Origin of the sequence: Curtobacterium sp. MCLR17_034, from assembly GCF_003234485.1 — a bacterium.
GTDB classification, from domain to species: Bacteria; Actinomycetota; Actinomycetes; order Actinomycetales; family Microbacteriaceae; genus Curtobacterium; species Curtobacterium flaccumfaciens.
This window is the reverse complement of record NZ_QKTH01000019.1, coordinates 38508-51468: the sequence shown is the minus strand read 5'-3', so window position 1 is coordinate 51468 and position 12961 is coordinate 38508. Positions and strand designations below refer to the sequence as shown.

The window sequence follows — 12961 nt, the reverse complement described above, 5'->3', positions numbered from 1 at the left end:
TCTGTGCGCAAGTTCATGTTCAACGGTGCGGTGTGGAGTTCGCTCATCAGCGGCTACAGCGTGCTCCAGACCACCCGCCAGGGACCGCGTGACTGGCGGCTCGCGCTGACCTGGGTCGCGTGGATCGCCACGACGATCGTGGCGATCGGCACGGTCGTCGAGGACGACCGCGCCGTCAAGGCGCGCCAGCCGTAGGTCGCGAACGCGACCACCGAGATGACGGGAGGCCCGTGGCGGATCCGCCACGGGCCTCCCGTCCGTCGTCCGTCCCGTGCACGGCACGTCAGTCACGTCACCGGGTCAGCGCTCGGACTCCGGGATCCCGGAGGTCTGGATCGGTCCGGTGAAGAGCGCGCCGCGCTCGTCGTCGCCGAACAGCTGTGAGTCCCCCTCCGCAGTTCGTCCGCGGCGGCGCGGCGCCGCCGCGGTCGGCTCGGAGAGCTGCACGCGCTGGACCGGCAGGGCGTCCGGGTGGGTGCGCTGGATCCACTCGACCATCTCCTCACGCACGTAGCAGCGGAGGTCGAACAAGCCGCCGGCGTCGGGCGCGGTCACGAGGATGCGGACCCGGACCAGTCCCCCGACGGCATCGGTGACCTGCAGCACCTTGACGCGGCGGTCCCAGATCGTCGAGGTGTCGAGGATCCGGTCGAGCTCCGCCCGCATGTCGGCCGGGCTCACCCGCCAGTCGAGGTCGAACTCGACGGCACCGAGCAGTTCGCTGCCGGTCCGGGTCCAGTTCTCGAACGGCGTGCTCGTGAAGTACGTCGACGGCAGCACGAACCGACGGTCGTCCCACAGGTGCACGACGACGTAGGTCAGCGTGATCTCCTCGATCCGTCCCCACTGCTGCTCGACCACGACGACGTCGTCGACGCGGATCGACCCGGAGAACGCCAGCTGCATGCCGGCGAACACGTTGCCGAGCGTGGACTGCGCGGCGAGGCCCGCGACCACGGAGATGAGACCGGCACTGGCGAGCACGCTCGCGCCCGCGGCCTCGACCCCGTCGAAGGTCAACAGGATCGCGCCGACCGCGATGATGACGAGCACGGCGACGGTGAGCCGCCGGATGATGAGCACCTGGGTGCGGATCCGACGCGCCTGCCGGTTGTCGGGCACGTCGATGCGGAAGCGGTGCAGCCCGAGGTCCTCGAGGAAGATCGCGACCTGGCACGCGAGCCAGCAACCGGTCGCGATCGTGACGATCAGGAAGGCGTGCGCGACCTCGTCGCGCCACGGGTAGGTGTCGGGGTCCCGCGGGATGCTCGACGTGAACGCGATCCAGAGCAGGACCACCAGCAGCACGGTGCGGAAGGGGTGCCTCGTCCGCCGTGAGAGCACGCCGGCCCAGCGTTCCCGGCGCGCGATCGCCCGGAGGACCAGGTGCAGGACGAGGGCGACGACGGCGGTGACGAGCAGGGCGAACCCGATCGCGACGAGGAGTCGGAGGAGGATGTCCATCCCTCCATGCAAGCAACGGACGACGGTCGTCGTTCAGGTTCGGGCCGCCGTCGGCTGTGCGGACGTTCAGTCGCCGCGGTTCGACCGAACCGGGTTTTGCGTGACGCCCCGGTCCGGTGCGCATGTAGGTTCTCTCGCATGACAGCGCAGAACGACACGGGTGGCAACCGAGCGCCGGCGAACGACTTCTCGCACGAGCAGGAGGGCTACCAGCACGGTCTGAAGCCCCGGCAACTGCAGATGATCGCGATCGGCGGCGCGATCGGCACCGGCCTCTTCCTCGGTGCCGGTGGACGCCTGCACACCGCGGGCCCCGCGCTCGCGCTGACCTACCTGGTCGCCGGGATCTTCGCCTTCTTCATCCTGCGGGCCCTGGGCGAGCTGGTGCTGCACCGCCCGTCCTCGGGGTCGTTCATCTCGTACGCCCGCGAGTTCTACGGCGAGAAGTTCGCGTACGCCGCCGGCTGGATGTACTTCCTGAACTGGGCGATGACCTCGATCGTCGACACCACCGCCGTCGCGATCTACCTGCAGTACTGGTCGGCCTTCACCGCGGCGCCGCAGTGGCTGCTGGCGCTGATCGCCCTGATCGTCGTCCTCGCGGCGAACATGGTCGCCGTGAAGGTGTTCGGCGAGCTCGAGTTCTGGTTCGCCCTGATCAAGGTCGCCGCACTGGTGGCGTTCCTCGTCGTCGCGATCATCTGGCTCGTCTTCGCGTTCCCGGTCGAGGCCGGTGGCGAGGCCGTGCGCACCGGCTTCTCGATCTGGGGCGACAACGGCGGGCTGTTCCCGAACGGGCTGCTCCCCGCGGTCATCGTGATCCAGGGTGTCGTCTTCGCCTACGCCGCGATCGAGCTCGTCGGCACGGCATCGGGTGAGACGCAGAACGCCGAGAAGGTCATCCCGCGCGCGATCAACTCCGTCGTCTTCCGCATCGCGGTCTTCTACGTCGGGTCGATCGTCCTGCTCTCCCTGCTGCTGCCGTACACGGCCTACAAGGAGGGCGAGAGCCCCTTCGTGACGTTCTTCTCGTCGCTCGGCAACCCGCACGTCGGCGCGATCGTCGGCGGCATCATGAACTTCGTCGTGCTCACCGCCGCCCTGTCGTCGCTGAACGCCGGCCTGTACTCCACCGGACGCGCGCTCCACTCGATGGGCATGAACGGTTCGGCGCCGAAGTGGACCACGAAGATGTCGAAGGGCGGCGTCCCCTACGCCGGCATCCTGCTCACCGCGGCGTTCACCGTCGCGGGCGTCGTGCTGAACTACTTCGTCCCGAGCCAGGCGTTCGAGATCGCCCTGAACATCGCCAGCCTCGGCATCATCACCGCGTGGGGCACGATCATCCTGTGCCAGATGCGGCTGCGCCAGTGGGCCAAGCAGGGGCTCGCGAAGGAACCCTCGTTCAAGCTCCCCGGGGCGCCGGTCACGGCGTGGCTGACCCTGGCGTTCCTCGCATCGGTCATCGTCCTGATGGCGATCGACTACCCCGTCGGCACGTACACGATCGCGTCGCTCGTCATCATCATCCCGCTGCTCGTCGTCGGCTGGTTCCTGCAGCGTGACCGCATCCTGCGCATCGCCGCCCTGCGCGAGGGCGTCACCGGCCCCTACCCGATCGGCGTCCGCGACCCCGCCGCCTCGGTGCGACGCGACGGCGACGGGAGCTAGCGCTCCGCTTGTCCCCGGAACGCAAGGCCCCCGGCACCGAACACGAGCGGTCCGGCACCCGTCGCTACCATCAGCGGGTGCCGGACCGCTCTCCTTCTCCCACCCTCGACCTGCAGCTCAGCTGGCGAGGTGCCTACGGACGCCTCCGGGTGTTCGCGGATCGTCTCGAGGCCGAGACCGACTACCAGCGCGAGACCCGCACCGTGGTGCCGATGGACGCGGTGCAGGGGTGGCGCCTCGGACCGTGCGACGAGGACGCCGTCTGCGTGGAGTTCCTCGCCGGACAGGACACCTACCGGGTCCTGTTGGACAGCCCGGACGAGCAGCTCGCTGCGCTGGCGATCCGAAAGGTGCTCGGACCGCCGCTGGGGTCCTGAGGACGCAGGCGCCCGGCCGCGGGAGCCCGCGGCCCGGTTGCGGGGTGGGGGCCCCGGGGGCCGGTCAGTCGTCGGTGTCGACGCGGTCGGTGACGACGTCACCGGAGCCGGCGTCGATGCGCACGCTGTGCTTGGTGCCGGAGGAGTCGAGCACGTCGCCCTCCCAGACGACCGTGCCGACGTGGTCGTCGAGGCCGAGCTCGGTCACGGTCCCCGCGTGCAGGTCCTGGAAGGCGTCGACGGCCTGCTTGACGCTCAGGTCGGCGGCGGCGACGAAGCGCTCGTGCTCGGCCTTGTCGTCCGCGTCGGGTGCCTCGGTCTGCGGGGTGCCGGCGACCGAGGTGCCGGCGGCGTTCGTGTGCACCTCGTGCTCGGTGCCGTCCTTGGTCACGACGAGGACCTCGTAGGCGGAGGCGCCCTGCTCCTGCTCGACCGAGATGACGGTGCCCGAGCCGACCTCGCCGCGTGCGGTGGCGACGGCGGCGAGCAGGGCCTTGTTCGAGCCGGCGGACGCGGCGCCGGACGCACCGGTGCCGGTGCCGGCCGAGTCCGTCGCCGACGAGCCGACCGAGCCGGAGCCGGCCGAGCGGGTGTCGTCGTCGGAGTCGTCGCTGGCGCACCCGGTGAGTGCGAGCGCCGCGACGATCGGCAGGGCGGCGAACGCGGCGATGCGGCGGGCGGAGGGCTTCTGGTGCTGGGTTCGGAAGTTCATGTGGACGAGCATCGCGTCGGGGTGCTGAAGCAACCCTGAAGCCGCCTGTTCAGCCGCCGAGTGCGATGCGGACGACGAACCGCGCGCCGCCGAGCGGGGACGTGACCACGGTCGTGTCGCCGCCGTGGGCCCGCACGGCATCACGGACGATGGCGAGGCCGAGCCCCGCGCCGCCGGCGTCCCGGCTACGGGCCTCGTCGAGACGGACGAACCGTTCGAAGACGCGCTCGCGCTCGTCCTCGGGGACGCCGGTGCCGTCGTCGTCGACCGTGAGCACGGCGGACCCGTCGTGCTCGGTCAGCGACACGGCGACGCGTGTGCTCGCGTGCCGGACGGCGTTGTCGACGAGGTTCCGGACCACCCCCGCCAGCACGCGCTCGTCGCCGAGGACCCGCGCTGCCGAGATCGCCGAGCCGTCCACCCGGACCGCCGGGGCGTCGCCGTCCCGCGCGGGCGTGACACCGGCCGTCGACCGTGCCCGCGCGCGGGCCACCGCGTCCAACGCCAGGTCGTCGAGGTCGACGGGGCGCCGCGTGCGGATCCCGCCCTCGTCGAGGCGGGAGAGCTCGAGCAGCCCGGTGACCAGGTCCTGCAGGCGCACCGCCTCGGACCGGACGATGTCGGCGAGGTCGGCCACCTCGGTCCGCTCCGGGTGCGCGACGGCGACCTCGGCGTGCTGCCGGATCGACGCGATCGGCGACCGGAGTTCGTGGGAGGCATCGGACACGAACCGTCGCTGGCTCTCGGCGGACCGTTCGAGGCGATCGAGCATGGCGTTCATGGTGCTCGCGAGCCGGGCGACCTCGTCGCCGGTGTCCGGAACCTCGACCCGGGCGTCCGGACGGGCCGCCCGGATCGTCTCGACCTCGGTGCGCATCCGTTCCACCGGCCGCAGCGAGCGCCCGGCGACGGCCCAGGTGACCGCGACCAGCAGGAGCACCAGCACGGGCACCCCCACGGCGAGGAGCACGACGGCGGTGCGGACCGCGGTGTCGGCCTGGTCGAGCGTGGCGCCGTAGACGAGCGTCGCCTCGCCGCCGCCGGGCAGGTCCACGTCGTCCGCCACGAGCAGCCAGCGTTCGCCGTCGTGGGTCCACCGGGACTCGTCGGCGGTCGGGAGGGCGTCCCCGTCGGCGTCCTCGCCGTGCGCCAGGACCACTCCGCCGTCGCCGATAACCTGCACCAGGACGTCCTCGTAGCCGGTCACCGCGGCCGCACCGTCCGCCTCGACCCGGGAGGACACCTGCTCGAGACCCGCCTCGGCCGAGGTCCGCACGCCGTCGAGCAGCACGAGCCGCAGCACGACGACGAAGGCGACGGCACCGATGACCAGGGCCGCGAGGACGACGGCACCGGCGCCGAGCGTGGTGCGGGCCCGGACCGACCGGGCGCGCCGTGGCCGGGCCGGTGCGACTCCGCTTGCACTGGGCTTCGGCCGCTCAGCCACCGTCCGCCGCCAAGCGGTACCCGGCACCACGGACCGTCTCGATCGCGGCACGCCCGAACGGTCGGTCGAGCTTCCGGCGGAGGTGCCCGACGTAGACCTCGACGATGTTCGGGTCGCCCTCGAAGTCGACGTCCCAGACGTTCTCGATGACGTCGCGCTTCGACCGGACCTGCCCCGGGTGCCGTGCGAGGTACTCGAGCACGGCGAACTCGCGGCTGGTCAGCTCGACGGGGGTCTCACCGCGGGCCACGGTGCGCGCCGCGGGGTCGACCACGAGGTCGCCGAGCGTCAGCACGGTGGGGCGCTCACGGGCACCGCGTCGGACGAGCGCCCGCAACCGTGCGACGAGCACCGGGTGCGAGAACGGCTTGGTGACGTAGTCGTCGGCCCCCGCGTCGAGCGCCTCGACCTGGTCCCACTCACCGTCCTTGGCCGTCAGCATGAGCACGGGGGTCCAGTCGCCATCGGCGCGGAGCTGCGCGCACACGGCCCAGCCGCTCAGGCCGGGCATCATCAGGTCGAGCACGATCGCGTCGTAGCGGAACTCACGCGCGTGCCACAGACCGTCCACGCCGTCGTTCGCGACGTCGACCGCCCACCCCTCGGCCTCGAGGCCGCGGCGCACGCCGTCGGCGAGCCGGACCTCGTCGTCGACCACCAGCACACGCATGGGGTCGATCCTGCCGTGCCCCGCTGAAGCAGGGCTGAAGCGGCCCGCCAGCGCGGCTCGCGACGGTGACCGGGGCGGACGGGAGGCCCGTGGCGGCGGCGCCACGGGCCTCCCGTCCGGCGGTGGTCCGGACCAGGGCCGCGCCGACCCGGCGTGCTCAGACCAGCAGCAGGATCCCGGCGATCACGGACGCGACGGCGATGGCGAGCGCGATGAGCAGGAGCACGAGGTGCACCGTGTAGAACGTCGTCGGCTTGCCGGCGGCGTCGCGGGCACGGGAGTCCTTCGCGACGCGCTGGAAGAAGCGCGGCCAGGTGACGACGTTGAAGACGGCGCCGATGAACAGGACGACTGCGGCGAAGACGAGCACGGGACGATCCTAGTGAACGTACGCGGCGACGATGCCGGTACGGCGACGCCGGGCGGGTGGTGCTCGGCCGCCCCCAACGCGGCCGAGTCCCGACCCGGCAGGCCACAGGATCTGTAGCACTTGCTACAGACTGTACACGGCCTGTCCGGCAGCGTCGAGGGACTACACGGTCTCGAGCGCGGCCTCGGCGTCGGCGAGGGCGGCACGCTCGGCGTCGGTCAGGGACGCCCGTGCACCCCGGACGCCGTCGTTGATCTCGACGATGCGGCGGCTGAGCCGGGTCGCGGGGTCGTCGGTCGGCGGGTAGGCGTTGTCCACGCCGATCCGTTCGTGCAGCGGTGCCAGGCGGCGGAGCGCATCGTCTACACGGCGGGCACGGCGGCGGCGGGAGATCCGGTGCCCGAAGACGAGCAGGAGCATGCCGGACGCCACGCACAGCACGGCCCCCGGCGTGGTGATGTCGTAGGGCAGCGAGAGCGCGTGCGTGACGTCCAGGTCGCCGGCGACGTGGGCGACGTCCATCACGACGACCACGACCATGCGGACGACCCCGAGCACCCCGCCGAGGACCAGGACCCACAGCCCCACCAGGTCGGTGGTCGTCCGGGCCTCGCGCAGCCGGAGCACGCAGATGAGCCCCGTCGCGCCGAGGGCCACTCCGAGGTACACGGTCTGCGCGATCGAGTAGACGGTGGCAGCCGGGTGCGAGCCGGCGTCGAGCATGAAGGTCGTCGTCGTCGCCGGCTTGTCGAGCACGGTGAACACGACGACGACCACCACGACGACCACGGCGAACGACACCACGACCGCGTTCCGGAGCCAGGGCCGCGCCGCGCCGACCGCCTTCGCCACGCCCCACAGCAGCGTGCTCGTGCCGGCCACCATGAGGCAGTCGCTGATGACGGTGACGACGTTGAACCCGCCGAGCAGCGGGTCGAGCCACCGGTACAGCGGGTCGACGTTCGTCACGATGGTGGCGGCGAAGAGCAGGAACGTGAACGCCAGGGTGCGGTCCTGCCCGCGTTGCAGGACCAACAGCACGATCGTCCCGACGATGAGCAGCACCGCCTGGACGACGGCGATGATCACCCGAAGACCCCGCGGAAGGCGCTCGGGCGGCCGCGGTGCTGGCGGATCACGGTGGCCAGGCGGTCGGCGAAGACCTCGGCCTCGTGCTCGTAGGTGTTCGAGAACATCCCCCGGGCCAGCGCACGCTCGACCCTGTACTCGGGCAGGTCGGGGATGACGTCACGGATGTAGGCGCTCTGCGGGGCGTGCTCCTGGTGCCGGTGCAGGACGTGCCCGAGCTCGTGCCCGATCACGAACGAGCGGAACGTCGGCGAGGTCGTCGGCGAGATCATCACCAGGTGCGCATGCTCGAGGGTGGCCACGAAGCCACACACCGGTTCGGCGGCCAGGAACGACTCCTCGCGCACCACGATCGGCTTGCCGACGACGTCCGCGGCGGCGGCGACGGCCTGGTCGACGTCCGACCACCCCTCGGCGGCACCACGAGCCCAGAACGCCTCGACGAGGGCGTCGGTCATGCGACGCTCCCCCGCTGCGATTCCTCCTCGAGCACCTCGGCGATGCGCCGCAGCGCGTCGGGTGAGAGTTCGCCGGGGAACGTCCGGGCCGCGAAGCCGCTCACGCGGGCGGACCGCAGGGACCGGACGAGGGCGAGCTGGGCACCGATCCGTTCCGGTACCTCGCTGTCCTCGAGCAGGAAGCGTTCGTCGACCTCGAAGTACCCGGCCAGCAGGCGCAGGAGCTCGGTGTCGCGGTTGCGGCGGCCGTCGCCGGAGAGCATGTAGGTCCACTTCGCCCGCGACAGCGACCCGCCGTGCGCCGCGACGTACTCCTCGATCGAGGAGAACGGCACCGGAGCGCCACGCTGCGACTCCTCGAAGTCGAGGAGCAGGTTGAGGCGGCGCGCGAGCTCGGCGGCGTCGAGCGCCCCGCCCTTCAGATCACCCGTGTCCATCTCGGACTCCTCCCCAGCCGTGTCCGCGCGACCTGTGGGTCCGGCGCGTGGACGCCATGCTAGCGCGGGTGCCCGGCACGCGCGCCGCTACCCTCGTGGGCATGCCCCGCCGCTTCCCCGCCACCGTCGCGGTACCGGTCGAGCACGAGATCGTCATCACGAAGTCGCGGTTCATCACGACCGTCGCGCCGGTGTCCGGGGTCGAGGACGCCGACCGCGTGATCGCCGAGGTCCGCCGTCGGTACTGGGACGCCCGGCACAACTGCACGGCGATGGTCACCGGCGTGCTCGGCGACCAGGCCCGTTCCTCGGACGACGGCGAGCCCTCCGGCACCGCGGGCGTCCCGATGCTCGAGGTCCTGCGACGCCGCGGGCTGACCGACGTCGTCGCGGTCGTCACGCGGTACTTCGGCGGGGTCAAGCTCGGTGCCGGCGGACTGGTCCGGGCCTACTCGACCTCGGTGTCCGAGGCGCTCGACACGGCGGTCCTCGTCCGTCGCGAAGCCCTGACGCAGGTGCGCTTCGACGTCGACCACGCCGACGCCGGGCGGCTCGACAACGTGCTGCGCGACTGGGTCCGGCACCACCACGCGACGCTCGGCCCGACCGACTACGGGCAGGAGGCGACCTTCGAGGTGTGGGTCCCCCACGAGGCGCTCGGCGCCCTGACCGCCGACCTCGCCGCCGCGTCGGCCGGTTCGCTCGAACCCGTCATCGGCGAGGAGCGGATCGTCGACGTCCGCGCCGACTGAATTCGCAGTTCCTGCACACCTCGGGCGTGTCTCGGCATCGGCGTGGAAACCTGCCCGGAACGCACGAACGCCCCGACTCGATGAGCCGGGGCGTTCGTCCTGCGGTGCACCCCCTCGGACTTGAACCGAGAACCCACTGATTAAGAGTCAGTTGCTCTGCCAATTGAGCTAGAGGTGCATGTTCCGGCTTCCGTGCCGCAACGGGAATCAACAATAGCATGGGTTTCGCGCGCCCACGACCACTCGCGGGCGCACGACGCGAACAGGAGCACCATGACCGACCGTCTCGTCCCCGGCGACACCGCCCCCGACTTCACGCTGCCCGACCAGGACGGCGTCGAGCACTCCCTCGCTGCCCTCCGCGGCAAGAAGGTCATCGTGTACTTCTACCCGGCGGCGTCCACCCCGGGCTGCACCACCGAGGCCTGCGACTTCCGCGACAACATGTCCTCGCTGCAGGCCGCCGGTTACGAGGTCCTCGGCGTCTCGAAGGACGAGCAGGCGAAGCTCAAGACGTTCCAGCACGAGCAGGCGCTGACCTTCCCGCTGCTGAGCGACCCCGACCTCGCCGTGCACAAGGCGTACGCGGCGTGGGGTGAGAAGAACAACTACGGCAAGATCGTCACCGGCACGATCCGGTCCACGATCGTGGTCGACGAGGACGGCACCGTCCAGCTGCCGCTCTACAACGTCAAGGCCACCGGGCACGTGGCGAGCCTGCGGAAGAAGCTCGGCCTGGTCTGAGGGCCGGCCACGCACTGGAGGCCCGGTGCCGGTTCCGAGAACCGGCACCGGGCCTCCAGTGCGTGGCGGACCAGACCGTCTACTCGGCCGGACGCACGAGCGCGGCCGTCACCGACCGCGACAGCACCAGCGTGATGCCGAGCAGGGCCGGGACGAGCAGTACCCAGCCGACCGCGGCGACGCGGAAGACGCCCTGGAACGCCCCGATCGCGATGGCGCCCTGCAGGACCTGCCAGACGATGATCCCGGAGCGCACCCACGGCCGGCCCTGCCACAGGCCGTTCAGCAGCGCACCGAGCCAGAGCGCAGCGATGGCGACGAGGACGGTGAGGGCGATGCCTGAGGCGATGCTCGTGGCCGGGGCGACGAGCAGTTCGACGACCAGGACGACGGTCACGACCACCAGCGCGAGGAACTCGAGGCCGACCACGGCGAGCAGCCCCAGCATCGCCGGCGACCGGCGCGCGACGGGCGTGGAGGGTTCGGTGTCGTTCGGGGTGTCGTCGTGCACAGTGATCCTCCAGCATCGGAACCCTTGATTTGGCCCTACCAGTATGGAACGATATTGGAGGTCGTTTGGACGGCACGATGTGGTGTGCGTCTCCCGTGGTTCATCGCTCCTCCCCCGAGCGTCTCGCGGGCGTCAGACACGCTTCCTGCGGACTCCTCCCCACAGTTGTCCCCTCCATGCCGCATGCATGGTCAGCGGTCCGATACCCCGAACCACGGCCCCGGCCTGCCGTTCGAGCATCGACATCAAGGAGCACCACACATGGACTGGCGTGACAAGGCTGCCTGCCTCACCGCAGACCCCGAGCTCTTCTTCCCCGTCGGGAACACCGGGCCCGCCGTCGATCAGATCGAGAAGGCCAAGTCGGTCTGTGCGCGTTGCACGGTCACCGAGATGTGCCTGCAGTACGCACTCGAGAACAACCAGGACTCGGGTGTCTGGGGTGGTCTCAGCGAGGACGAGCGTCGTGCACTGAAGCGTCGCGCCGCCCGCGCTCGCCGCGCGTCCTGACCCCGGTCGTCTGACACCACGACGCCCGTCGTCCCCTCGGGGGCGGCGGGCGTCGTCGTGCGTGCGGGGCGGCGGTCCTGCAAGACACCGGTGTTCACGCATCGAACACCGGAACTCGGGTGTGCGACCGGTGAACACCGGTGTTTTGCGATCTCGAACCGCCGGGCGGCGTCAGGCGGCGGGGGCGGTCAACCAGCGGAACGGGATGGTGATCGTCACCTCGGTGCCGCTGCCCGTCAGGGTGTGCCAGTCGATGGTGCCGCCGAGCTCGCCCTGGATGAGCGTGCGGACGATCTGCGTGCCGAGGCCCGAGCCGACCTTCCCCTCGGGGAGCCCCACGCCGTTGTCGCGGACCTCGATCTCCAGGTGGTCGTCGAAGCGGCGGGCGACGATCTCGACCTCGCCGTCGCGGCCGTCCAGCCCGTGCTCGACGGCGTTCGTCACGAGCTCGGTGAGGCCGAGGGCGAGCGGCGTCGCGGCCTCGGAGGGCAGCACCCCGAACTCGCCGGTCTTCTTCGGGTGCACGGTGGTGTTGTGCGACGCGGCGACCTCGGTCACGAGCTTGAGCACCGAGTCGAACACCTCGTCGAAGTCCACGGTTTGGCTGAGCCCGCTCGACAGGGTGTCGTGCACGACGGCGATGGCGGCGACGCGGCGCATGGCGTTCTGCAGCGAGGTCCGCGCTTCGTCCGAGTGCGTACGACGCGCCTGGATCCGCAGCAGGGACGCCACGGTCTGCAGGTTGTTCTTCACACGGTGGTGGATCTCGCGGATCGTGGCGTCCTTGGTGATGAGCTCGCGCTCCTGGTGCCGAAGCTCGGACACGTCGCGGCAGAGCACGATGGCACCGATGCGCTCACCGTGGTCGCGGAGCGGGATCGAGCGGAGCGACACCGTGACGCCCTTCGACTCGATGTCCGCACGCCACGGTGCGCGACCGGTGACGACGAGCGGCAGGGACTCGTCGACGTCGAGCTGGGCGCCGATGAGCTCGGTGGTGACCTCGGCGAGGGACTTCCGCTCGAGCTCGCCCTCGAAGCCCATGCGGTTGAACGCGCTCAGGCCGTTCGGGCTCGCGAACGTGACGATGCCGGCGGTGTCGAGCCGCAGCAGGCCGTCGCTGGCACGGGGCGCGCCACGACGGGGGCCCGCCGGTGCACCGAGGTCGGGGAAGTCACCGGTGGCGATCATGCCGAACAGGTCGTTCGCGCTCGCGGTGAAGTTGAGTTCCTGACGGCTCGGGGTCCGCATCTCGTCCTGGTTGGAGTGCCGGGTGACGACGGCGATCGGTCGCTCGGTGGTCTCGGCGCTCTTCGCGCTCAGGCGGCGGAGCACCGGGATCGCGCGGACACGGGTCGGGGTGTCCTCGTACCAGTCCGGCTCGGCGGAGTCGACGACCCGTGACCCGGCGAAGCTCTCGGTCACCTGGCCGCGCCACTCCTCACGGATCTCCTGCCCGACGATGTCGCGGTAGAACAGCGTCGCCGCGGAGCTCGGCCGGGCGTGTGCGACGGCCACGAACGAGCCGTCCTCGGCGGTCGGGACCCAGAGCACCATGTCGGCGAAGGACAGGTCGGCGAGGAGCTGCCAGTCCCCCACGAGCAGGTGGAGCCACTCCACGTCTGCTTCCGAGGAACGGCCTTGCGCGAGGACGAGGTCACTGAGGGTCGACACCCAGCCAGTCTAGGTCCGCTGCCTTGTGGAGAACGTCGCCCTCTCCACAGGGTAGACCGGTGTGTATTTCGTATG

General features: G+C 71.0%; 16 protein-coding genes and 1 tRNA gene. 6 read left to right on the top strand and 11 right to left on the bottom strand.

The window, feature by feature from the left end:
• Positions 1–3: 3 nt before the first annotated feature.
• Positions 4–195, top strand: a complete 192-nt coding sequence (locus DEI98_RS15885) for a hypothetical protein (RefSeq protein WP_111085947.1) — start codon at positions 4–6, stop codon at positions 193–195.
• A gap of 105 nt (positions 196–300) precedes the next feature.
• On the opposite strand, the gene DEI98_RS15880 is transcribed toward DEI98_RS15885, so the two are convergent.
• Complete coding sequence (locus DEI98_RS15880) at positions 301–1464, bottom strand: mechanosensitive ion channel family protein (protein ID WP_111101273.1); 1164 nt, start codon at positions 1462–1464, stop codon at positions 301–303.
• 138 nt (positions 1465–1602) lie between these two features.
• On the opposite strand from DEI98_RS15880, the gene DEI98_RS15875 reads away from it, so the two are divergent.
• The gene (locus DEI98_RS15875; protein WP_111101272.1) at positions 1603–3135 is read left to right on the top strand and encodes an amino acid permease; all 1533 of its coding nucleotides are present in this window, start codon (positions 1603–1605) and stop codon (positions 3133–3135) included.
• A gap of 77 nt (positions 3136–3212) precedes the next feature.
• A complete protein-coding gene (locus tag DEI98_RS15870; RefSeq protein WP_146243543.1) occupies positions 3213–3512 on the top strand; it encodes a hypothetical protein in 300 nt (99 codons plus the stop codon).
• Positions 3513–3576: 64 nt separating this feature from the next.
• Here the strand turns inward: DEI98_RS15870 and DEI98_RS15865 are convergent, their stop codons facing one another.
• The 7 genes from DEI98_RS15865 to DEI98_RS15835 form a co-directional block, all read right to left on the bottom strand.
• Positions 3577–4224 (bottom strand): PepSY domain-containing protein, encoded by a 648-nt coding sequence (locus DEI98_RS15865; RefSeq protein ID WP_181438062.1) that lies wholly within the window; start codon positions 4222–4224, stop codon positions 3577–3579.
• A gap of 49 nt (positions 4225–4273) precedes the next feature.
• Complete coding sequence (locus DEI98_RS15860; RefSeq protein ID WP_111101269.1) at positions 4274–5671, bottom strand: cell wall metabolism sensor histidine kinase WalK; 1398 nt, start codon at positions 5669–5671, stop codon at positions 4274–4276.
• On the bottom strand, positions 5664–6341 hold the full coding sequence (locus tag DEI98_RS15855; protein WP_110865386.1) for a response regulator transcription factor: 678 nt from the start codon (positions 6339–6341) through the stop codon (positions 5664–5666). Before DEI98_RS15855 ends, DEI98_RS15860 begins: the two co-directional genes overlap by 8 nt.
• A 157-nt stretch (positions 6342–6498) precedes the next feature.
• The gene (locus DEI98_RS15850; RefSeq protein ID WP_027466517.1) at positions 6499–6711 is read right to left on the bottom strand and encodes an SCO4848 family membrane protein; all 213 of its coding nucleotides are present in this window, start codon (positions 6709–6711) and stop codon (positions 6499–6501) included.
• A 162-nt stretch (positions 6712–6873) separates the two neighbouring features.
• Positions 6874–7800, bottom strand: coding sequence for a hypothetical protein (locus DEI98_RS15845; RefSeq protein ID WP_111101268.1), 927 nt, complete (start codon positions 7798–7800; stop codon positions 6874–6876).
• Complete coding sequence (locus tag DEI98_RS15840; RefSeq protein ID WP_111101267.1) at positions 7797–8258, bottom strand: ImmA/IrrE family metallo-endopeptidase; 462 nt, start codon at positions 8256–8258, stop codon at positions 7797–7799. The genes DEI98_RS15845 and DEI98_RS15840 overlap by 4 nt, the downstream gene beginning before the upstream one ends.
• Positions 8255–8695, bottom strand: coding sequence for a hypothetical protein (locus tag DEI98_RS15835; protein ID WP_051596928.1), 441 nt, complete (start codon positions 8693–8695; stop codon positions 8255–8257). The genes DEI98_RS15840 and DEI98_RS15835 overlap by 4 nt, the downstream gene beginning before the upstream one ends.
• Before the next feature lie 101 nt (positions 8696–8796).
• On the opposite strand from DEI98_RS15835, the gene DEI98_RS15830 reads away from it, so the two are divergent.
• Positions 8797–9447 (top strand): YigZ family protein, encoded by a 651-nt coding sequence (locus DEI98_RS15830; protein WP_375334820.1) that lies wholly within the window; start codon positions 8797–8799, stop codon positions 9445–9447.
• Between the two features lie 105 nt (positions 9448–9552).
• Here DEI98_RS15830 and DEI98_RS15825 read toward each other — a convergent pair.
• Positions 9553–9625: transfer RNA gene (locus DEI98_RS15825), tRNA-Lys, on the bottom strand.
• Positions 9626–9720: 95 nt separating this feature from the next.
• Here DEI98_RS15825 and bcp point away from each other — a divergent pair.
• Entirely contained in the window at positions 9721–10191 is a 471-nt protein-coding gene (gene bcp, locus DEI98_RS15820) for a thioredoxin-dependent thiol peroxidase (protein WP_027466512.1), read from the top strand.
• A gap of 79 nt (positions 10192–10270) precedes the next feature.
• Here the strand turns inward: bcp and DEI98_RS15815 are convergent, their stop codons facing one another.
• Entirely contained in the window at positions 10271–10702 is a 432-nt protein-coding gene (locus tag DEI98_RS15815) for a hypothetical protein (RefSeq protein ID WP_111101266.1), read from the bottom strand.
• A gap of 261 nt (positions 10703–10963) precedes the next feature.
• Between DEI98_RS15815 and DEI98_RS15810 the strand changes: the two genes are divergently transcribed.
• Positions 10964–11212 carry a WhiB family transcriptional regulator gene (locus tag DEI98_RS15810; protein ID WP_017888820.1) on the top strand — a complete coding sequence of 83 codons (249 nt, stop codon included), beginning with the start codon at positions 10964–10966 and terminating at the stop codon, positions 11210–11212.
• Positions 11213–11383: 171 nt separating this feature from the next.
• Here DEI98_RS15810 and DEI98_RS15805 read toward each other — a convergent pair whose 3' ends face one another.
• On the bottom strand, positions 11384–12886 hold the full coding sequence (locus tag DEI98_RS15805) for a sensor histidine kinase (RefSeq protein WP_110865382.1): 1503 nt from the start codon (positions 12884–12886) through the stop codon (positions 11384–11386).
• Between the last annotated feature and the right edge of the window lie 75 nt (positions 12887–12961).